A 19,222-nucleotide genomic window follows, 5' to 3' on the forward strand; every position below is an offset into this window, starting at 1 on the left:
TTCACGGTGCAGATCTCGCAATCCACACCGAACCCGGAAGCCCTTCCTTATGCCAAACCGATCAACCCCTGTACCTAACCTCCGTGGTCAGTACAGCTAGATCACTGACAGGGCCCGTTCGAGGTCGGCGCACAGGTCCTCTGGATCCTCCAGCCCGATCGACAAACGGAAGAATCCTTCGCCCGCCCAGTCCCGGTAGCGCCGGAGGTGCTCCGCGTCGAGCTTGAAGGTCGTGCGCTGAAGGTCGGCCGTCCGGGCCTCCAGAATGAGGCTTCGCGTCAGGCCCAGCGAGGCCGCGTAAGAGAAGACCCGCAGGTTGCCCTTGAGTCCCCGACCGAACTTCTCATGGTCCGCGACCGTGAAGGACACCATGCCGGACGGGCTGATCATCTGTCGCCGAGCCAGGGCGTGTTGCGGGTGGGACGGCAGACCGGGATACCGGACCGACAGGACCTTGGGATGATCTTGAAGGAAGCGCGCCACCCGCGTGGCTCCTCGCGCGTGGGCGGCCATCCGGATCGGCAACGTCTCCAGCCCGCGAAGGATGAGCCAGCAGTTGAAGGCGCTGAGGGTGCCGCCGAGGTGAACCCCGATGTGGCGCCGCAGGCGATCCATCGGTTCCGCCCTGCCGAGCACCGCTCCCCCCAGTGCGTCGCCATGACCGCCCATGTACTTGGTCAGGGAGTACACCACGTAGTCGGCCCCGAGTCGCAGGGGGCGGGTGACCGCGGGTGTGGCGAAGGTCCCGTCGACACACAGCTCCGCTCCATGGTCGTGCGCGATCTGCGCGAGTGCCGGTATGTCCGCCAGCTTGAGTACCGGGTTACACGGCGTCTCGGCGTAGACGAGGCGGGTGTTCGGACGCAACGCCGCGCGGACGTCGTCGAGATCCGACATGTCGGCGATGCTCACCTCGATCCCCAGGCCGGGCAACAGCCCCCGGGTGAGTTCAGCGGTGCCGGCATAGCTGACGTCACCGACCAGCAGGTGATCGCCGGGCGAGAGCACCTGAAGCATCAGTCCCGAGATCGCCGCGATCCCCGTGGCGAACACCACCGCCGCCTGCGCGCCGTCCAGCAGAGCCAACTTCTCTTCGAGTTGGGCCGCGTTCGGATGGCCTTCGCGTGCGTAGGCGAAGGGCACCTCCGCCTCGACCGTGGCCTCGGCGCTGAATCCGATGCTTCCGTACTCCGCGGCGAAGTTCGTCGAGGTCGCGATGTGCGGCCCGATGGCTCCTGTGACGGGATCGAGAGCCACCCCGCCATGCACCGCGAGGGTGCTGAAGCCCATGTCAGCCGTATCCGTTCCCATAGTGCACCATAATGCACTTTGAAGTGCATTATGGGCAAGGGTCAGGGTTGCCGAGTCGAGCTTCCTCTTTGTCGCGTACGCCGTCGTCCGCGGGGGCCCTGCGCGCGTCGACGACCAGGCTGCCCACCACGAGGACGCCGCCGACGAGGTCGAGCCACGTCAGGCGCTCCCCCAGCACGAGCACGGCGCCCAGCACCCCGAACACCGGGATCAGGGTGAGGTAGGTGGCCGCGCGCGCCACCGGCATCCGCGTGAGGGCGGTCAGATAGAGCCAGAACGGCAACGCGTAGTTGAGGACGCCCGCCGCGGCGACCAGCAGAAGCTGGGCAGGCGTGGCCGAGGACCACACCAACTGGCCCCCCAGAATGAGCTGACAGGCGATCACGAACCCCAGCGCCCACACCTGCTGCGTGAGCGCCGCCGCCAGCGGCCCGGTGGTGGCGACCTGCCTGGAGGCCACCACCACATAGACAGCGGCCGCGACCACGCTCGCGACGACGAGGCCGTCTCCTGCCCACGAACCGCCCCCCGCGCCGGACGAGAACGACACCAGCGCCGATCCCACCGTGGCGCCCCCGATGACGACGATGAGCCGCCGCTGCGGTCGCTGGCGTAGCAGCGCCCAGGCGATGAGCGGCACCATCACCGGCTCCAGACTCCCCAGCACGCTCGCGTTGGCGGCGCTGGTGAGCGCGAGCCCGGCGAGGGCGAACTGGTAGGCGACCCCAGGCTCCAGCAGACCCACCCAGCCCTGCCGCCACGCGCCCTTGAGCGAGCATCGGGTGAGCGAGCAGGCGACGGCGAGTGCGCCGACGGAAGCGATCAGCTGCACCACCAGCACCGAGCCGGGAGCCGCCCCGGTCACGTCGAGCGCCACCTTGGTCAGCACCAGCCCGGCGGCCCACGTAGCCGCGCTGGCGACCATCAGCAGCGGCCCACCGGCCTTCATGAGCCCGGTCCTATCGCGAGGGTAACGGGGCACCGATCCTGCGGGCAGCGGTATTCATCGCACAACCGGCAGATCCGCTCCGCCGACTCCTCGTCACCGGTAACGGCGGTCAGCAGCGCCGAGACCACCCGCTCGACATCGGCACGTTCGGCGGCCGGCAACCGTTCGATCGTCTGCCGCAGCCAATCGAGGCGGGCGTCAGCCTGCCGTTGCCACAGTTCCTGGCCTGCCGACGTCAGATGGAGCGACACCGTACGACCGTCCATGCCCGCACGACGCTCCACCAGCCCCGCGCCGGCGAGCCGATCCACGGCGCGGACCGTGCCGGGTTGCGTGATCCCCAGAGCGACCTGCATCGCCCCGATGCTGCATCCGGGCGCCACCGCCACCGCGTTGAGCGCCGCCGCGTCCGTCGGCGCCAGCCCCGACGACGCCCCGAGCACCGCATTCTGCGCATCGGTCAGGGCGATGCCGAGCGCACCGAGAACATTGGCCGTCCGATAACACATGACTCATTTATATAACTCATGCATATGTTTGTCAAGATCATCCTGGTGACCAGGTTGCGCGTGGCGGCGGTGACCGGATGGGCGGCGTCCCCGATCAGAACCACCCGGTCTTCGTGGTACGCGGGCAGAGGCGTGAACAGGTAGAAGCGTGTCACTCCTTGGCAATCCCGAACCAGGTGGTGAGGGCCTGGAGCGGGTGGTCGTACCGGAGGAGTTCGCCGAAGTCCTGCCGGAGAGCCTCGGTGGCCGGCAGCTCCACCTCGCCCATCCTGGAGACTTCACTGCTGGTGGAGCCGGGAAACCCGATGCCGCCGCGCTTTGCGCACGATACTGCGGCCGCCATCGCAGCCGACCACGTAGCGGGCCCGCAGCCGGTCGCCTCCCAGGGCGATCGTCAATATTTCCAAGTGCGCAATTTTGCTTAACCGGCAGCGGCACCTAACGCGGATCGGACTGCAAGTAGGCCAGGACGGCCCGCACGCGACGATTGTCGTCGTCAGAAGGTGCCAGCCCCAGTTTGAGGAAGATGCCGGTCGTGTACTTGCCGACCGACTTCTCGGTGATGAACAGCCGTCCGGCGATGGCGGCGTTCGAGCGTCCCTCGGCCATGAGCCGCAGGACCTCGTGTTCCCGGGGCGTCAGTTCGGCGAGCGGTTCGTCCCGGCCGCGCCGGGTGAGGAGTTGTGCGATCACTTCGCCGTCCATCGCGGTGCCTCCGGCGGCGACTCTCCTGACGGCGTCGACGAACTCGGTCACATCGCCGATCCGGTCCTTGAGCAGGTAGCCGATCCCGCTGCCGCTGGAGAGGAGTTCCTTGGCGTAGAGCTGCTCGACGTACTGCGACAGGATCAGGACCGGCAGGCCGGGCTGGGTGCGTCGTGCCTGGATGACCGCTCGCAGGCCGTCGTCGGTGAGGGTCGGCGGCAGCCGTACGTCCACCACGGCGATGTCCGGCCGGTGCCGGGTCAACGCCTCCAGCAGCAGCGGGCCGGTGGCGACGGCGTCCACGACGTCGAAGTCGTACGCCACCAGCAGCCGGATCAGCCCGTCTCTGAGGAGAGCGTGATCTTCGGCGACGACAACGCGCATGGCACCTCCATGATGATCTCGGTCGGCCCGCCGCGCGGGCTGCGGACGGTGAGCGTGCCGTCGAAGACGGACAACCGGCTCCGAACCCCTGCCAGACCCCTGCCATGATCCAGGCTCGCGCCGCCGACACCGTCGTCCCCCACGACCAACCTCAACACGCCGCCGTCGTAGGCCAGGCCCAGCCAGGCGCGGTCCGCCGAGCTGTGCTTGGCCACGTTCGTCAGCGCCTCGACGGCGGCGAAGTAGGCCGCCGACTCCACCGGCGCCGGCGGGCGCCCCTGCACACCGCCCTCCACCCGCACCGGCACGGGGCACAGCAGCGCGGCCGCCTCCAGCGCACCCGGCAGGCCCCGGTCGGCCAGGACAGGTGGATGAACGCCCCGGACCAGATCGCGGAGTTCGGCCAGCGCGGTGGTCGCGGACTCCCGGGCCTCCATCACGAGGCGGCGGGCTTGTTCGGGATCGCCGGCGATCGATTGCTCGGCCAGTCCCAGGCTCATCGAGAGCGCGACCAACCGGGCCTGCGCGCCGTCGTGCAGATCACGTTCGATCCGCCGAAGCTCGGCCGCCTGCGTGTCGACGGCCATCGACCGTGAGGCGGTCAGCTCGGCCACCCGTGCGGCCAGTTCGGCGCGATCGGCCGGAACCAGGAGGTTCCACGTGATCCTCGCCTGCAGGCGGCACAGCCAGGGCAGCAGCAACCAGGCGATCAGCACCAGCAGTGCGGCCGCGAACGCCTGCGCCACCGTACCGGCGAGATCTTTCGGCTTGCTCATCACCGCCACGGCCCCGGCCACGAGCGCGCCGGGCACGAGCGTGGTACCGGCCGCGACCGGCCCGCAGGCGAGCAGCCAGCGGATCTCGCGACGTGTACGCGGGTCGCGCAACCGCGCGCCGAGCCGGCGCTGGGGCCGCTCGCCGTACGAACCGGAGGATGGGGTGCCGAGCACGCGCGCGGCCCATCGGCCGTGCAGCCCGGCCAGTGCCCTGACCAGCACCAGCGCCTCGATCAGAACGGGCAGGCCAAGGCCGGCGACCGGCACCAGGATCAGCCCGGCCACGACCAGCACCACCAAGGACAACGCTGCGGCACCGGTGAGGAGGCCCAGCACGAGGCCGCCTGCGGACGCCATCCGGCGCCGGACGTGCGCGCCGAATCGCCGCGCGGTCATCTCCCCTTGCATGACGACCCATTCTCCCGCGTCACCGTCCCGCCCGCAGGGGGTGTAGGCCCCCATGATCGGGGGCCCAGGCCCGTGGCCGCCTCGGCGTGGGGCCGGAAACGATGTGGTCTCGTCCATCGGAGAAGGAGATCACGTGTGATCGGCAAAATCATCGCTCTAGCGACTCTCGTGGCCGCTTCCTGCACGTCGGCGGTGGCCGCGGCCGGGGGCGAGCCCCTGGACTGGGGGCCGTGCCCGGCCGATTCCGCACCCTCCGGCGGCTGGCCCGCCGAGGCCAGGTGCGCCACCCTGCGCGTGCCCTTGGACCATGGGAAACCGCGAGGACAGACCATCGGCATCGCCGTGTCCCGGGTTCCCGCCACCGGTCCCGACCGGCGGGGTGTGATGCTCGCCAACCCCGGCGGCCCAGGGGTGCCGGGACTGGCCTACACCGTGGGCCTGGCCGGAGTCGGCCCGCCGTCCGTGCGACGGGCGTTCGCGCGGTTCGACCTGATCGGGTTTGATCCGCGGGGAACCGGCAGGAGCAACGCGATCTCCTGCGGGCTGACCGACGAGCAGATCGTGTACTCGCAGGTGCCGTTCCCGCACCACGACGACGCCGCCACGGCGGAGTCGATCGCCACGTCCTGCGAGCGCCGAGCCGGAGCCATTCTGCCTCACCTCACCACCGCCAACACGGCCAGGGACATGGACCTGCTGCGCCAGGCGCTCGGCGAACGGAAGATCTCCTTCTACGGCAACTCCTACGGCACCTACCTGGGAGTCGCGTACGCGTCGATGTTCACCCCGCACACCGATCGGATCACCCTGGACTCCAATGTCGACAGCGAACACGGCTGGTATCACCAGAACCGCCTGATCGGCCGGGCCTCCGAGCTCCGTTTCGACGACTTCGCGGCATGGGCGGGCGGCCAGGACCAGACCCTTGGTCTCGGCTCGGAGGCCGCCGCCGTCCGTGCCCGTTTTCTCGCGCTGGGCACCCGGCTGGACGCGGCGCCGATCCGCGTCGGCGCGTTCACCATGGACGGGCGCGAGCTGCGCAGGGCGACGTACGCGCTGCTTCGCTCCAACGGCGCCTTCCCCTCCCTCGCCGGCCTGATCCAGTTTCTCGGCAGGCTGCCGGGCGCCCCGCCAGAGCCGGCCGTGGCAGCGCTCCTGAACGCCTTGACCACCGGGGCCACCGCCGACGGCGACCGGGAAGTCTCCGCCTTTCTCGCCATTCAGTGCTCCGACACCGCGTGGCCGCGTGACATCGAGGTCTACCGGCGCAACACGCGGGTGGACGCCAGGCGCTACCCCATCACCCGGGGCGGATTCGCCAACGTCAGCGCCTGCGCCTTCTGGCCGGGCGAGCCGACCGGCGAACCGGTCAGGGCCGACGCGTACGGCCCGCGGAACATCCTCATGCTGAACAACACCCGAGACCGGATCTCCGATCTGGGCGGGGCCCTCGCCACCCGTCGCGCCTTGGGACGACGGGCGGCGTTCGTCACCGTGGAGGGATGGAACCACGCGATCCTCGGCAACGGCAACAAGTGCGCCGACAGGCACATCGCCGACTGGATCGGCGACGGCGTCCTGCCCGGGAAGGACGCTTCCTGCCCAGCCGTTTCAGAGCGCGGGCTTCGTCGGGGTGGTGCGGATCTGGTCGAGGTAGTTGTACGCGGTCACCCGGGAAATGCCCAGCCGGCGGGCGATGCGGTCGATGGAGCGTTTCACGAAGAAGGCCCCCTTGGCGTCCAGGAACCGGAGAACCTCCAGCTTGTCGTCCTTGGACATCAGGGCCACTGACCTCCCGCCGATCGCGGTCTCGATGAGGTTGTCCAGCACCTCGACGATGTCGCTCGCGAAGATCTCCTCGCGCACCGGCGCGTCCCCGTCGAGGATCGCCGCCAGGTTGGCCCGTGCGGCCTGCAGGGGTGTCATGTCCACGTTGATACAGAAGGCCGCGACCACCCGCCCGGAGTCGTCGCGGATGTAGACCGAGGAGGAGCGCAGTTCCCGGCCGTCTTTGGTACGGGCCCGGTAGCCGAACTCGTCGTGGTCCTCCGCCTCGGTCTTGAGCACCTCAAGGCCGAGGTTGGTCGAAGGGCCTCCCACCTGACGCCCGGTCACGTGGCCGTTCTCGATGGCGGCGATGGTCTTGTGCATGTCGTGGCGTGACAGGTCATGCAGCACGACCTCGCAATGCGGGCCGACGGCCGCCGCGATCGCCTTCATGATGGGGCGCAGCAGCGGCTCGAACTCCTCGATGGCGCTCACGCGGACAGTGTCCCATTGACAGATTTTTTGTCCAGCATATTGATTCGTTGTAAAAGTTCTGACCACACTTGGCCATGCGCAAACTCGGAGCCTTATTAACGGCGGCGGTGCTGGCCGTGACGGCTTGCGGCGGAGGCGGCGGTACGGGCAAGCCGGCCGACGAGGGCGGGGAACTCGTCTTCGCGAACTTCCAGTGGCTCGAACCCAACCGCGGTGACCAGCTATGGAAAGCGGTGACCGGCTACCAGCAGGCCAATCCCAAGGCCAGGCTGAAGCAGCAGGCGATCACCCGCAAGGATTACGAGAGCACGCTCAAGACGCAGATGGGCGCGCGCGGCGGGCCGGATATTCTCCTCATCCCCGATACCTTCTTCCCGGAACTGGCCCAGAACGGCCTGCTCGAACCGGTCGGTGACGTGCTCGCCCCCGAGGACAAGGCCAAGCTGAACAACGGCAACAAGGCGGCCGTCTTCAAGGAGGAGCAGCTCGCGTACGCCTGGGAGATCGTCAACTACGCGTTGTTCTGGAACGAGAAGCTGCTGAAAGAGGCCGGCGTCGAACCGCCCACCGACCTGCCCGGCCTGGTCGCGGCGGCCAAGGCCATCAAGGACAAGACCGGCAATCCCGGCTTCGCCGTACGGCATCAGATCAACGAGGAGGCGCCCTGGTGGATCGACTTCTCCAACTGGCCGTACGGGTTCGGCGGCGGCTGGTCGCGGGGCGGCAAGCTCACCATCGACTCGCCGGAGAACGTCGCGGCGGTCACCGCGTACAAGCAGATGTACGACAGCGGCGCGATGTCCGTCGGCGACGACGCCTCCACCTTCCGGTCGAAGTTCAAAGAGGGCAAGATCGGAATGATGATCGACAACAGCTCCGCGTTGTTCACCATGGTCAACGGTAACCAGGTCGTTCCCAGCGCGAGCGGGGTCGGCGCGGGCAAACTGCCTTTCCCCGGCCAGGGCTCCAGCCACGCGAGCTTCTTCGTCGGAATCAACAAGAACAGCAAGAACAAGGCGCTGGCCAAGGACTGGCTGAAGTGGTTCTTCTCGGCCCGGGCGCAGGAGTCGGCCGCCGCCGCGCTGGGCGCCAGCGTGATCGGCACCGACGCCCAGCCACCGCGGGCGTTCCTGACCGAGAACCCGTGGGTCGAGACCTTCCGCGAACAGGCGCCGAACTCCAGCGACGCGGTGATCGACGGCTTCGAGACCAAGACGCCCCAGATCAGGCACATCGTGCTGCAGGAGATCGAGAAGGTCCTGGTGCAGGACGAGGACCCGGCGGCGGCACTGAAGAGGGCTCAACAGGAGGCGGAGAAACTGGCGTGACCCGGCGCTTGCCGTACCTCCTCATCGCGGGAGCGGCGGTCTACCTGGTTCTGCTGACCGCCGCGCCGCTGCTCAACGGCCTGTGGCTGAGCGTCACCGACGCCAAGCTGCTCAATCCCACGGCCGGAGAGTTCATCGGGTTCGAGCACTATGCCAACCTGCTGGGCGAGCCCGGCTTCTACCACTCGCTCGTGGTCACCCTCGTCTATTCGGCGGCGACCGTAGCCGGTTCTCTCCTGCTCGGGACGCTGGCCGCCGTTCTGCTGAACCGCACCTTCCCCGGGCGTACGGCGGCGCGGACCATCCTCACGATGCCCTGGGCGGTACCGACCGTGGCGGTCGCCCTGATCTTCGTGTGGATCTACAACAACGACAGCGGGGTGCTGAACCGGGGCGTGCGCGCGCTCGGTTTCGACGGCCAAGGCTGGCTCACCGACACCACCTGGGCCCTGACGGCGGTCACGGTGGCCTCGATCTGGAAGGTCTTCCCCTTCGTCATGCTCGTCGTGCTCGCCGCGCTGCAGTCGGTGCCCGACGAACTCTACGAGTCGGCGCGGGTGGACGGCGCCGACCCGGTCAACACCTTCCGGGACATCGTCTTCCCGTTCCTCACCCCCACGCTCAGGATCGTGGCCCTGCTGATGACGATCTGGTCGCTGCGGCGCTTCGACATCATCTGGCTGCTCACCCAAGGCGGACCGGTCGAGGCCACGAACACGGTGGTGATCAGCGTGTACCGCGAGTCGTTCCTCAACTCCGACCTGGGGTTGTCGGCGGCGCTGGGAACCGTCGGACTGCTGCTGGCGGCGCTGGTGACGGTGGCCCACTTCCTGCTCGACAGAAGGGAGGAGGCGTGGTGATCGGCCGGATCCTGCGTTTTCTCGCAGTGCTCGTGCTGGTGATCGGCACGGGCTTCCCGCTCTACTGGATGCTGACGACGGCCACACGGACCACCGAGGAGATCTTCTCCGCGTCGCCGCCGCTGGTGCCCGACCCTGGCGGGCTGGATTTCGGCGCGCTCGGTCCGATGCTGGGCTGGCTGACCAACAGCGCCTTCGTGGCGTTCGGCACGACGCTGCTGAGCCTGCTGCTCGCCGTACTGGCGGGTTATGCCCTTTCTCGCTATCGGTTCCGCGGGAAGGGCGTGTTCGGCTTCGCGTTGTTCGCCACGCAGATGCTGCCCGAAGCGCTGGTCGTCGTGCCGCTCTACGCGATCTTCCTGGTGGTGGGGCTGCTCAACGACCTCGGCGGGCTCGTGCTCGCCAATACGGCCTTCGCGATGCCGGTCGCCGTGTGGATCATGAAGAGCGCGATGGATCGGATCCCGATCGAGATCGAAGAGTCGGCGCGGGTGGACGGCTGCCCGCAGTACGCGATGCTCCCCCAGATCATCCTCCCGCTGGTGATGCCGTCGGTGGCCGCGGCCGCCGTCATCACGTTCTTCGACGGGTGGAACGAATTCCTGTTCGCCAACACGTTCATGGTCGACAAGGAGAAGTGGCCGGCGTCCAAGGGACTGGCCTCCTACGTCGGCGAGTTCGTCACGCCGCTCGGCACGGTGATGACCGCGGCCCTGATCTTCACGGTGCCGGCCATCATCTTCTTCCTGCTGGTCCAGCGCAGGATCGTGAGCGGGCTCACCTCTGGGTCGGTGAAGGGTTAGATGCCGAACATTCGCTTCGACGCGGTCACCAAGAGCTTCGGTGACGTCAGCGTCATCAAGAACTTCGACGCGGAGGTTCCCGACCAGGAGTTCCTCGTCCTGCTGGGGCCTTCCGGGTGCGGGAAGTCGACCATGCTCCGCATGATCGCCGGGCTGACCGACATCACCAGCGGCACGCTGGAGTTCGACGGCGTGAAGGTGAACGGGCTCGAACCGCGCGAGCGGCGTATCGCCTTCGTCTTCCAGTCCTACGCCCTGTATCCGCACATGACAGTACGAGCGAACATCGCCTTCCCGCTCCTCATGGGCCGTTTCCGCTGGTATCACCATTTCCCGGTGGTCAACCGGCTGATGCGCCGGAAGTTCCTGCGCGATCCCGCGGTGCGCGACCGCGTGGAGGAGGTGGCCGCGATGATGGAGCTGACCGCGCACCTGGACCGGCGGCCCAAGACCCTGTCCGGTGGGCAGCGCCAGCGGGTCGCCGTCGCCCGCGCCCTGGTGCGTGAGCCGTCGCTCTACCTCCTCGACGAGCCGCTGTCGAACCTCGACGCCAAGCTGCGCACGCAGATGCGCGCCGAGATCAGCGCGCTCTACCAGCGGGTACGCAAGAGCTTCGTGTACGTCACACACGACCAGGTCGAGGCGATGACCATGGGCACGCGCATCATCGTGATGAACGAGGGCGTCATCCAGCAGTACGGCACGCCGAAGGAGATCTACGACCGGCCGGCCAACACCTTCGTCGCCCGCTTCATCGGCAGCCCGCCGATGAACCTCCTGCCCCGGGACGGGCGGCTGCTCGGCGTACGCGCGGAAAAGGTGACGATCTCCGCAGAACCGGGCGGGGTGCGCGGCAAGGTGGTGGTCGTCGAACACCTGGGCGCCGAGACCGTGATCGCCTTCACCCTGGACGGCCCCGAACTGCACAATGCGCGCATGCCGGGCGACCTGACGTTCGCGCCCGGGAGCGAGTGCCGGGTCGACCTGGACCTGACCGGCGCGTCCTGGTTCGACGCGGAAACGGGTGAGCGGCAGGCGTAGCCGTTCCGTCAGCCCCCATTCCGGACTCCCTTTCGGAGCGCGGAGCTGTCCGCACCCTTCCGAAATGCACCATAATGCACTCTCTAGTGCAAGCCGGGTGGCGGAATCAGTGATTCGCGTAGAACGACGTGATGCGGGATTCGGCGGCCCGTACCTGGGCTTCCGGCGTGCCGGCGAGGATGGAGGCGTCCGCCCACCTGCGACTGCTGTTGGTGACGAAGGTGTGGCCGGCGGCGCTCTCGGTCCAGCTGATGATGTCGCCGGCGACCGCGTCTCCGGCGGCCAGGCGACCACGTCCCCGTCGACGGTCGCGGTCAATGACCGGATCACCGCGTCCAGTTGCTGGTCGACGATCGATGGATCCAGAGCGATCACTCCCTTGTCATCAGCCTGTCGCGGCGCCCACTCCGGGTTGAAGAACGCTGAGCGCGAATCGAGCCGGACCCTCGGCGTCCGGATGATTGGCATAGCTGTGCGGCTGGTCTCCGTTGAAGCTCACGGCGTCACCGGGAAGCAGGCGCCGCACCTCGTCGGAGACCCGGAGATCGACTTCGCCACTGATGACGAGCAGGTGTTCGACGGTGCCCGGCGAGTGTGCCTCACTGCTGTGCGACTCCGCGGGATGGAGCGTCCAATCCCACAGCTCCAGCACGTCGGGCGGGCCCGAGCCGGCCACCAGGTGCGCGTGGCCGCCGTGAGTCCCCCGCCACAGCCGCGGGCCCTGCCCGGAACGGACGACCTTCGGCTTGGGCGGTTGCTGAAGCGCCACGAGCTGGGGCAGGCCCAGCCCGAGGGCATCGGAGATACGCAACAAGGTGGCGATACTGGGGTTGGATTGCCCCTGTTCGATCTGCACGATCATGCGCCGGCTCAGACCGCATCGCTCGGCCATCTCATCCAGCGTCCAGCCGCGAGCCTGGCGGTTTCCTCGCACGTTGGCGGCGAGCGTACCGGTCAGGTCATGCAAGCTGGTCATGCGCCACCCCTGCTGTAAGTGCACTTGCCAGTGAACTATAAATCACCCGCTAGAGCGCCAGCGGCTCGTCGGCCATGTACGGCGGCGCCGGCTCGTACTGAATCATGCGGCGCACGGCCCGCGCGTGCTCGCGTCCATGCAGCCGCCCCACGAGCCAGAGCGCGGCGTCGATCCCCGCGGAGACGCCCTGGCTGGTGAGGAGATTGCCGTCGACGACGTAACGCGCGTCGCGGACGACGGTGACGTCGCCGAGAGCCTCCAGCGAGTCCTCGTGGTTCCAGTGGGTGGCCACGCGGCGGCCGCGCGCCGGCCCGGCGGCATGCAGCAGGAACGCTCCCGTGCACACGCCGACCGTCCACGCGGCCCGCTCGGAGGTCTTGGCGATCCAGCCGGTCACGACCGGGTTGTTCGGCTCGACCCGCCGCGCACCGTTGCCGCCGGGAACCAGCAGCACGTCGAGCGGCGGATGGTCATCGAGCGTGTGATGCGGCAGCACGCGCATGCCCTTGCTGCACTGGACGGGTTCGGACCGTTCGGCGACGAGCACGCCGGCGTCGGCGTCTTCGCGGAGCATCCTGGAGGCCATGAAGACCTCCCAGGGGCCGACGAAGTCGAGTTCCTCGGCGCTGTTGAAGACCAGGAGTCCGTAGGTGGTCATGACGATCCTCTCAGAGCGGAACGGAATCGGTCGCGATAGTCCGAAGGGGCGACCCCCAGGCGCCGATGGAAAGCACGCCGCAAGGTCTCGGCCGTGCCGAAGCCCAACCGGCGCGCGATGGCGTCGACGGGGTCCCCGCCCTCCTCAAGTGCTCGCTGCGCGGCCTCCAACCGCACACGTTCGACATAGGCGGCGGGCGGGATGCCGACCTCGGCGGTGAAACGACGTTGCAGGTGGCGGGTGCTGAGCCCCGCCTGCTCGGCCAGATCGGCGATGTCGTGCCGGGCGCCGGGCGCCGAATGGATCGACGACACCGCCTCGCGGATGGGGTCGCTGGCCGGCCGTACCGACCACAACCCCACGCTGAACTGCGACTGCCCGCCCGGCCTGCGCAGAAACAGCACCAGGTCACGCGCGACCTCCAGCGCCACCCGCTGGCCCAGATCCTCCTCCATCAGGGCGAGCGCCAGATCCATCCCCGCGGTCACCCCGGCCGACGACCAGATGCGCCCATCACGAATGAAGATCGGCTCCGGATCGACGCTGACCCGCGGATACTCCCGCGCCAGCCGCCGAGCCCTGTTCCAGTGGGTGGTGACCCGGCGACCGTCCAGCAACCCGGCCTCGGCCAGCAGAAAGGTGCCGCTGCACACCGAGGCGACCCGCCTGGCGCTCGCCGCCGCCGCCGCGACCCAGGCGGTCAGGCGCCGGTCGTACCTGGCCGCGTAAACCCCCGACCCGCCGGCCACGATGAGCGTGTCGAAGCCCGCCGGATCCAGGTCGGCCAGGCCGTGCGCGACGTGGACCGGCAGCCCGCTCTCGGCGCGCACCAGCCCGGATTCCGGCGCCACGATCGTTGCGGCGTAGGTCTCCGCGCGGCTGAACACCTCGTGCGGTCCGACAAGATCGAGCGACTGGAAGCCCGGGTAGACGACGAAGGCGATCTGACGTTTCTGCACACTTCGACGGTGCGACCAACCCGGGCCGGGCGTCAACGACACACACCCCACAGATCGCGCCACGGTGACCTGTGCCACAAGGACCGCCCTCATGTCACACCGACGCCGGCTGCTCCGTCCTTGCGATGTTCATTCGAGGCAGGAGGTCTTCATGACACGGGCTGTGACGAAGATTGTCGTGATCGTCAGCGCGCTCTACACGTTGTACTTCGGCGTTTGGATGTGGGGGTGGCCACGCGAGTTCGCCGAGTTCGTCAACTATCCCAATCATGTTCATTTCCTGCATGACTTGGGTGCTTTCCACCTGGGCATCGGGGTCGCCCTGCTGGTCTCGCTGATCTGGCGGGACGCCATCCTCGTCGCCCTCGTCGGCCTCGCGGCGGCCAGCTTGATCCACACGGTCAACCACACGATCGACTCTCATCTCGGCGGCGCCGCGAGCGATCCCTACGTGATCGGCGCGCAGACCCTCCTCGCACTGGTGGGCATTGTCCTCCGGTCCCGGCATCTGCGCGCGCGAGCGACCAAGGAGCAAGCGCGATGAAGGTCCTGCTCGCCGGAGCGACCGGCGCGATCGGGGTACCGCTGCTGTCGGCGCTGGCCGGCGCGGGTCACGAGGTGACTGCCGTCATCCGCGATCCCGCCAAGCGACGGCTGGTCGCCGAGCATGGCGCGGACCCGGTGATCGCCGATGTACTGGATCGGGACGCGTTGCTCCGCGCCGTCGACGGCGGGGCCGCCGACGTGGTCATGCACCAGGCCACAGCGCTGCGGAACGCTCCGCGTACGCTGCGCCCCGACGACCCCACCCTTGCCCTGCGCGGTCGGGGGACCGAGCACCTCCTGGCGGCCGCGCGCCTGGTCGGCGCGCGGCGGTTCGTCACACAATCACTGATCACCGGGTACGGCTACCGCGATCACGGCGACACCGTCCTGACCGAGGATGACACCTTCGGCTCCCGCGTCGGCAACATCGGGGACCTGGTCACCGACGCCGGCATGGCCACCGAAAGCCAGGTGTTCGCCGCGGACGGCATCGAGGGCATCGCTCTGCGGTACGGGATGTTCTACGGCAAGAACGCCTTCAGCGACATGTTCGCCGACATGATGCGCAAACGGGCTCCCATCCTGCCTCGGGGCAAGACCGCCACCACCTCCTTCGTCCACGTGAACGACGCGGCCGCCGCCACGGTCGCGGCCATGGAACGCGGCCGGGCCGGCGAGGCGTACAACATCGTGGACGACCAGCCGGTGAGCTGGCGCGCCTTCCTCACCGAGGTCTCCCGAGCCCACGGCACCCCGCGGCCCGTGGTGACGCCGAGATGGCTGCTCCGGCTCGCCGTGCCGTATCTGGGCTGCCTGATGATCGACACGACGATGCGCATCTCCCATGCCAAGGCCACCAGGGAACTCGGCTGGACCCCTGTGCACCGTACCTTGCGCGAGGGCCTGGAGGCCCGTGAGAGGCCGTGATGTCGAAGGCGCTTCCGAGGGACCAGGACCGGCGGTGAGGCATCTCACCCGCACGAACTGACCGTCAGAACCAATTTGGTCAGTTTCCCAATTAGCCTTCTGCTCAGGACGCGAACAAGAGGAGCTGTCATGACAAAAACGGGCAAGGGCGGCCGGGCTCTGGTGGTTGGCCTCGGCGTCGCGGGACTCGCCACCGCGCTGCGGCTACGCCAGGTGGGCTGGGAGCCCGTGGTCGTGGAACGAGCACCCGCCCGTCGTGCGGGCGGGTACTTCATCATGTTGTTCAAGGCAGGCGCCGCCCCCGCGCGCAGGCTCGGCGTCCTGGAGGCGATCGGAGATCGGACGCCCGCCCGGATGGTCAGCCATGACGTGAACCGGGCCGGGCGCCGCAGCCCCGGAATGAGCCCGGCCGCCCTGCCCGCCATCCCCCGGCAGCTGCTGCGCGGCGACATCGAGCAGGCCCTGTTCTCCGCGCTGCCCGCCGATGTGGAGATCCGCTACTCCACGGTGCCGACCCAGATCACGCAGGACGACTCCGCGGCCGAGGTCACCCTCCTCGACACCGTCTCCGGGGCCACCGTCCCCGAGCGCTTCGACCTGGTGGTGGGCGCCGACGGGATGCGCTCGACCGTGCGCGAGCTGGCCTTCGGACCCGAAAAGTACCTGCACCCGCTCAACTACATGATCGGCGCCACCGTCCTTGACCAGCCGATCGAGGGCCTCGGCCTGGACGTGGGCCTGTCCCTGGCCGAACCGGGGCGTTCAGCGATCATCTTCCCCTTCTCCGACCACACGCCGAGCCTGCTGTTCTCCTACCGCACGCGCGACGTCGACGCCGAGTTCCGCCGTCCGCCGATCGAGTCCATCCGCGCCGCCTTCGGCCCCGAACCCACTGGCCGGCTGCTGGAAGAGTTGTTCACGCGGTTCGAACAGGCCCCGGAATACCTGTTCGACTCCGTGAACCAGGTCAAGATGCCACGATGGCACCGCGGGCGGGTCGTCCTGATCGGCGACGCCGCCTGGTGCGTGACCTTGTACGCGGGCATGGGCGCCTCCAGCGGCATCGCCGGAGCCGAGTTGCTGGGCACCATGCTGCAACGCCACCCGGGTGACCAGCCTGGCGCGTTGCGGGCGTGGGAGGCCAGGATGCGGCCTTTCATCCATACCGAGCAGAACAGCGCGCTGCAGATGCGCAAGATCTTCACTCCGCATGACCGCAAGGAGCGGATCCTGCGCACCTTGATGATGCGCCTCGTGCACACCCCGGCCATCGGGCAGTTCCTGGGCAAGATAATAGGCCCGGACATGAGCAACAAAGAGGTGGACGTCGCCGCCGTCTGAGACGTCCCGGATCTGGAACAAGAGGAACGAACCCGATGAGCCAGCTGGTCGAACACCACTCGCGCAAAGCCGCCCGCATCCTGGACAGCGCACGCGAACTGGTGCTCGACCACGGCGCGGGCAAGGTCACGGTGTCCGAGATCAGCCGCGCGGCCGGAGTCGGCAAGGGCACCGTCTATCTGTACTGGCCGAGCAAGGAAGACCTCATTCGCGGACTGTTCGCCCGTGACCTGCTGACGCTGATGGACCAGAGCATCGGCCGCATCACCGCCGACCCCGCGACGGTCCAGCCTCGTCACCTGGCCGCACTGCTCCTGCGCACCACCCACCAACTCCCGCTGGCACACCGCACCTACAGGGGCGACACGGAACTCCTGCGGCTGTTCGACGAAGAGCCCGCCGACCGGGAGCTGTTCGCCCGCATCAATCCCGCCGCCATGTGCTCGGCGGTCATGCCGATCCTGCACCGCCACGGCCTGATCCGCGATGACCAGCCCCTGCCTCGCCAGACGTATGTCGTGCACGCCGTGCTCGGTGGATTCTTCGCCGCCGTCTCCGAACCGGCCATCGCCCCGGCCGGTGTCGACGACCCCGTCGAAGTCCTCGCCGACACCATGGCCACCCTGCTCGAACCCGCCACCCCACCCAGCCGGGCGGCCATCGCCGCAGCGGCCGAGGAGACCATCGCCGTCTTCAACGACGTCCGCGACGCCGTGCTCGATCTCATCCACCGCGGCGAGACTCCCGAACCCTGATCATCCGGTACGCGCTGCCGCCCTCCATAGACCTGATGGGCGCGCCTGCCGGGGAGCGGGAGACCGTACACCAGATCATTCGGGACCTCCTGGCTCACACGCCGACGTCTGGGTGTCGTACGTTGAGCGTCACCAAGGACAGGAACGGAGGCGGGCGGTGACATCAGACGGGCCCGTGATGGCCGAGCTGGAAGCCTTCGTCGGCAGCGGGCGCAAGCACGGGGCGCGCAAACGGGTCATCCTGCTGCAGGCCGCCCGCCTGTTCGTCGAACGCGGCTACGACCTCACCGGGATCGACGACATCGGCGCGGCGGCCGGCGTCAGCGGGCCCGCGGTCTACCGGCATTTCGCGGGCAAGCAGGCCATCCTCATCGCGTTGATCGAGTTGTCGCTGGAACGGCTGGGAGAGGGCGGGCGGGCCGTACTGACCGCGCGGGAGCAGGCGCCCGAGGAGCGACTGGTCGCGCTCATCGAGTGGTTCGCGGCATTCGCCCTGGAGAACCAGGAGCTGATGCTGATCCTGCAGGGTGAACTACCGAGGCTCCCCGAGGAGGACCGCCGGCGTCTCATCCGTGCGATGCGCGTGGTGCGCGAGGAGTGGGTCTCCCTCCTGCTCCAGGTACGGCCGGACCTGTCCGCATTGGCCGCCCAGATCGCGGTCATCTCCGTCATGGGCATGGTCACGCCGGTGATCGCTGCCCGGCTCGGTGGCGACCTCGCGGTGGTCCGCGACCACCTGAGAGCGCAGATGCTCGCGGTGATACGGGCACCCGCTCCCTGACCACTTCCGACAAAAAGTTAACGGGCCTATACTTTTTGCCGGAAGCAGTCTGCCAGAGACGGGAGCACGCGATGGAACGCTGGGTCGAGAGCAACGGGATCCGGCTGTGGTGCGAGACCTTGGGAGACCCGGCCGACCCGGCGATCTTGCTGGTGATGGGGCTCGGCGCCCAGGGAACCTCCTGGCCGGACGACCTGTGTGACATGCTGCGGGCCGGAGGGCGCCGTGTCATTCGCTACGACAACCGCGACACCGGCCTGTCCGGCTCCGTCGACTACGCGACCCGCCCCTACACCCTGACCGACCTGGCCGACGACGCGATCGGCCTGCTCGACGGGCTGGGCGTCAAGGCCGCACACGTGGTCGGAGCCTCGATGGGCGGCATGATCGCGCAGGAGATCGCCCTGGAACACCCCGGCCGGGTACGCACCCTGACGGCCGTCATGTCCGCGGCCGCCGCCGTCGACCCGCAGACCGGTACCTTCCGCGGCTCGGAGCGCGACCCACGGCTGGTCGCCTGGGACACCCGGCAGGCCACCGATCCCCCCACCACCGACGACCAGCGCATCCAGTCCCGGATCGACCTGGCCCGCATCCTGTCGGGCTCCCTCGCCCCGTTCGACGAGGCGGCCACGCGCCGGATCATCGAGCGGGAAGCGGCCCGGGCCGGCGACATGGCTCACTCGATGCGCAACCACATCCTCGCGGTGATGGCCTCGCGCGACCGTTCGGATCTTATCGGCTCGATCACGGCTCCCACGCTGGTGATCCACGGCACGGAGGACCCCATGGCCCCCTTCGACCAGGGCCGCGCGCTGGCCGCGGCGATCCCCGGCGGCGTCCTGATGCCCATCGAGGGAATGGGCCACACCCTGCCCGCACCGGCACTCCCCCGCATCGCCGCTGCCATCCTCCGGCACACGAGCGAGCCGGACGCCTGAGC

At 68.6% G+C, this 19,222-nt stretch carries 20 protein-coding genes and 1 pseudogene; 11 read left to right on the forward strand and 10 right to left on the reverse strand.

Going from position 1 to position 19,222, the window contains the following annotated elements:
- Positions 1 to 96: 96 nt before the first annotated feature.
- The 6 genes from ACFWYW_RS54940 to ACFWYW_RS54965 all read right to left on the reverse strand — a co-directional run bounded on the left by ACFWYW_RS54940 (position 97) and on the right by ACFWYW_RS54965 (position 5,030).
- Complete coding sequence (locus tag ACFWYW_RS54940; RefSeq protein ID WP_379622508.1) at positions 97 to 1,290, reverse strand: trans-sulfuration enzyme family protein; 1,194 nt, start codon at positions 1,288 to 1,290, stop codon at positions 97 to 99.
- A 49-nt stretch (positions 1,291 to 1,339) separates the two neighbouring features.
- The gene (locus ACFWYW_RS54945; protein ID WP_379622510.1) at positions 1,340 to 2,260 is read right to left on the reverse strand and encodes a DMT family transporter; all 921 of its coding nucleotides are present in this window, start codon (positions 2,258 to 2,260) and stop codon (positions 1,340 to 1,342) included.
- Entirely contained in the window at positions 2,257 to 2,769 is a 513-nt protein-coding gene (locus ACFWYW_RS54950) for a MarR family winged helix-turn-helix transcriptional regulator (protein ID WP_379622512.1), read from the reverse strand. Before ACFWYW_RS54950 ends, ACFWYW_RS54945 begins: the two co-directional genes overlap by 4 nt.
- 278 nt (positions 2,770 to 3,047) lie before the next feature.
- Positions 3,048 to 3,125: a hypothetical protein gene (locus ACFWYW_RS54955; protein WP_379622634.1), complete on the reverse strand. Its 78-nt coding sequence runs from the start codon at positions 3,123 to 3,125 to the stop codon at positions 3,048 to 3,050.
- Positions 3,126 to 3,207: 82 nt separating this feature from the next.
- Positions 3,208 to 3,858: a response regulator gene (locus ACFWYW_RS54960; protein ID WP_379622514.1), complete on the reverse strand. Its 651-nt coding sequence runs from the start codon at positions 3,856 to 3,858 to the stop codon at positions 3,208 to 3,210.
- Complete coding sequence (locus ACFWYW_RS54965) at positions 3,810 to 5,030, reverse strand: sensor domain-containing protein (RefSeq protein WP_379622516.1); 1,221 nt, start codon at positions 5,028 to 5,030, stop codon at positions 3,810 to 3,812. The genes ACFWYW_RS54960 and ACFWYW_RS54965 overlap by 49 nt, the downstream gene beginning before the upstream one ends.
- 396 nt (positions 5,031 to 5,426) lie before the next feature.
- Here ACFWYW_RS54965 and ACFWYW_RS54970 point away from each other — a divergent pair.
- Positions 5,427 to 6,632, forward strand: a pseudogene (locus ACFWYW_RS54970) (alpha/beta hydrolase); the annotation flags it as partial.
- Between the two features lie 21 nt (positions 6,633 to 6,653).
- On the opposite strand, the gene ACFWYW_RS54975 reads toward ACFWYW_RS54970, so the two are convergent.
- The gene (locus ACFWYW_RS54975) at positions 6,654 to 7,304 is read right to left on the reverse strand and encodes a transcriptional regulator (protein WP_379622518.1); all 651 of its coding nucleotides are present in this window, start codon (positions 7,302 to 7,304) and stop codon (positions 6,654 to 6,656) included.
- Between the two features lie 74 nt (positions 7,305 to 7,378).
- Here ACFWYW_RS54975 and ACFWYW_RS54980 point away from each other — a divergent pair, with 74 nt between their 5' ends.
- Genes ACFWYW_RS54980 through ACFWYW_RS54995 form a run of 4 tightly spaced genes read left to right on the forward strand, consistent with a single transcriptional unit; the run spans position 7,379 to position 11,336 of the window.
- Positions 7,379 to 8,632 carry an ABC transporter substrate-binding protein gene (locus tag ACFWYW_RS54980; RefSeq protein ID WP_379622520.1) on the forward strand — a complete coding sequence of 418 codons (1,254 nt, stop codon included), beginning with the start codon at positions 7,379 to 7,381 and terminating at the stop codon, positions 8,630 to 8,632.
- Complete coding sequence (locus tag ACFWYW_RS54985; RefSeq protein ID WP_379622522.1) at positions 8,629 to 9,492, forward strand: carbohydrate ABC transporter permease; 864 nt, start codon at positions 8,629 to 8,631, stop codon at positions 9,490 to 9,492. Before ACFWYW_RS54980 ends, ACFWYW_RS54985 begins: the two co-directional genes overlap by 4 nt.
- Entirely contained in the window at positions 9,489 to 10,295 is an 807-nt protein-coding gene (locus ACFWYW_RS54990; RefSeq protein ID WP_379622525.1) for a carbohydrate ABC transporter permease, read from the forward strand. Before ACFWYW_RS54985 ends, ACFWYW_RS54990 begins: the two co-directional genes overlap by 4 nt.
- Complete coding sequence (locus tag ACFWYW_RS54995; RefSeq protein WP_379622527.1) at positions 10,296 to 11,336, forward strand: ABC transporter ATP-binding protein; 1,041 nt, start codon at positions 10,296 to 10,298, stop codon at positions 11,334 to 11,336.
- Positions 11,337 to 11,721: 385 nt separating this feature from the next.
- Here ACFWYW_RS54995 and ACFWYW_RS55000 read toward each other — a convergent pair whose 3' ends face one another.
- From ACFWYW_RS55000 to ACFWYW_RS55010, 3 genes are read right to left on the reverse strand one after another with little or no spacing between them, the layout of a single operon-like run.
- Positions 11,722 to 12,312 (reverse strand): helix-turn-helix domain-containing protein, encoded by a 591-nt coding sequence (locus tag ACFWYW_RS55000; protein ID WP_379622529.1) that lies wholly within the window; start codon positions 12,310 to 12,312, stop codon positions 11,722 to 11,724.
- A 49-nt stretch (positions 12,313 to 12,361) separates the two neighbouring features.
- On the reverse strand, positions 12,362 to 12,970 hold the full coding sequence (locus ACFWYW_RS55005; protein ID WP_379622530.1) for a DJ-1/PfpI family protein: 609 nt from the start codon (positions 12,968 to 12,970) through the stop codon (positions 12,362 to 12,364).
- Positions 12,967 to 13,929, reverse strand: a complete 963-nt coding sequence (locus tag ACFWYW_RS55010) for a GlxA family transcriptional regulator (protein WP_379622532.1) — start codon at positions 13,927 to 13,929, stop codon at positions 12,967 to 12,969. Before ACFWYW_RS55010 ends, ACFWYW_RS55005 begins: the two co-directional genes overlap by 4 nt.
- Positions 13,930 to 14,092: 163 nt before the next feature.
- On the opposite strand from ACFWYW_RS55010, the gene ACFWYW_RS55015 reads away from it, so the two are divergent.
- The 6 genes from ACFWYW_RS55015 (at position 14,093) to ACFWYW_RS55040 (ending at position 19,220) form a co-directional block, all read left to right on the forward strand.
- Positions 14,093 to 14,473, forward strand: a complete 381-nt coding sequence (locus tag ACFWYW_RS55015) for a hypothetical protein (protein WP_379622534.1) — start codon at positions 14,093 to 14,095, stop codon at positions 14,471 to 14,473.
- Positions 14,470 to 15,402, forward strand: coding sequence for an NAD-dependent epimerase/dehydratase family protein (locus ACFWYW_RS55020; protein ID WP_379622536.1), 933 nt, complete (start codon positions 14,470 to 14,472; stop codon positions 15,400 to 15,402). Before ACFWYW_RS55015 ends, ACFWYW_RS55020 begins: the two co-directional genes overlap by 4 nt.
- A 129-nt stretch (positions 15,403 to 15,531) precedes the next feature.
- Positions 15,532 to 16,743, forward strand: a complete 1,212-nt coding sequence (locus ACFWYW_RS55025) for an FAD-dependent monooxygenase (protein ID WP_379622538.1) — start codon at positions 15,532 to 15,534, stop codon at positions 16,741 to 16,743.
- A 35-nt stretch (positions 16,744 to 16,778) separates the two neighbouring features.
- A complete protein-coding gene (locus ACFWYW_RS55030) occupies positions 16,779 to 17,498 on the forward strand; it encodes a TetR/AcrR family transcriptional regulator (protein WP_379622540.1) in 720 nt (239 codons plus the stop codon).
- A gap of 157 nt (positions 17,499 to 17,655) precedes the next feature.
- Positions 17,656 to 18,279 (forward strand): TetR/AcrR family transcriptional regulator, encoded by a 624-nt coding sequence (locus ACFWYW_RS55035; RefSeq protein WP_379622542.1) that lies wholly within the window; start codon positions 17,656 to 17,658, stop codon positions 18,277 to 18,279.
- Positions 18,280 to 18,350: 71 nt separating this feature from the next.
- On the forward strand, positions 18,351 to 19,220 hold the full coding sequence (locus ACFWYW_RS55040; RefSeq protein WP_379622544.1) for an alpha/beta fold hydrolase: 870 nt from the start codon (positions 18,351 to 18,353) through the stop codon (positions 19,218 to 19,220).
- Positions 19,221 to 19,222 lie beyond the last annotated feature (2 nt).

This window comes from Nonomuraea sp. NPDC059023, assembly GCF_042740095.1.
Taxonomy (GTDB): Bacteria; Actinomycetota; Actinomycetes; order Streptosporangiales; family Streptosporangiaceae; genus Nonomuraea.

Excerpts from the sequence above, each read along its gene's own strand:
- ACFWYW_RS54940 (WP_379622508.1), bottom strand. The coding sequence starts at position 1,290 with ATGGGCTTCAGCACCCTCGCGGTGCATGGCGGGGTGGCTCTCGATCCC.
- ACFWYW_RS54945 (WP_379622510.1), bottom strand. The coding sequence starts at position 2,260 with ATGAAGGCCGGTGGGCCGCTGCTGATGGTCGCCAGCGCGGCTACGTGG.
- ACFWYW_RS54950 (WP_379622512.1), bottom strand. The coding sequence starts at position 2,769 with ATGTGTTATCGGACGGCCAATGTTCTCGGTGCGCTCGGCATCGCCCTG.
- ACFWYW_RS54960 (WP_379622514.1), bottom strand. The coding sequence starts at position 3,858 with ATGCGCGTTGTCGTCGCCGAAGATCACGCTCTCCTCAGAGACGGGCTG.
- ACFWYW_RS54965 (WP_379622516.1), bottom strand. The coding sequence starts at position 5,030 with ATGACCGCGCGGCGATTCGGCGCGCACGTCCGGCGCCGGATGGCGTCC.
- ACFWYW_RS54980 (WP_379622520.1), top strand. The coding sequence starts at position 7,379 with ATGCGCAAACTCGGAGCCTTATTAACGGCGGCGGTGCTGGCCGTGACG.
- ACFWYW_RS54995 (WP_379622527.1), top strand. The coding sequence starts at position 10,296 with ATGCCGAACATTCGCTTCGACGCGGTCACCAAGAGCTTCGGTGACGTC.
- ACFWYW_RS55000 (WP_379622529.1), bottom strand. The coding sequence starts at position 12,312 with ATGACCAGCTTGCATGACCTGACCGGTACGCTCGCCGCCAACGTGCGA.
- ACFWYW_RS55005 (WP_379622530.1), bottom strand. The coding sequence starts at position 12,970 with ATGACCACCTACGGACTCCTGGTCTTCAACAGCGCCGAGGAACTCGAC.
- ACFWYW_RS55020 (WP_379622536.1), top strand. The coding sequence starts at position 14,470 with ATGAAGGTCCTGCTCGCCGGAGCGACCGGCGCGATCGGGGTACCGCTG.
- ACFWYW_RS55025 (WP_379622538.1), top strand. The coding sequence starts at position 15,532 with ATGACAAAAACGGGCAAGGGCGGCCGGGCTCTGGTGGTTGGCCTCGGC.
- ACFWYW_RS55030 (WP_379622540.1), top strand. The coding sequence starts at position 16,779 with ATGAGCCAGCTGGTCGAACACCACTCGCGCAAAGCCGCCCGCATCCTG.
- ACFWYW_RS55040 (WP_379622544.1), top strand. The coding sequence starts at position 18,351 with ATGGAACGCTGGGTCGAGAGCAACGGGATCCGGCTGTGGTGCGAGACC.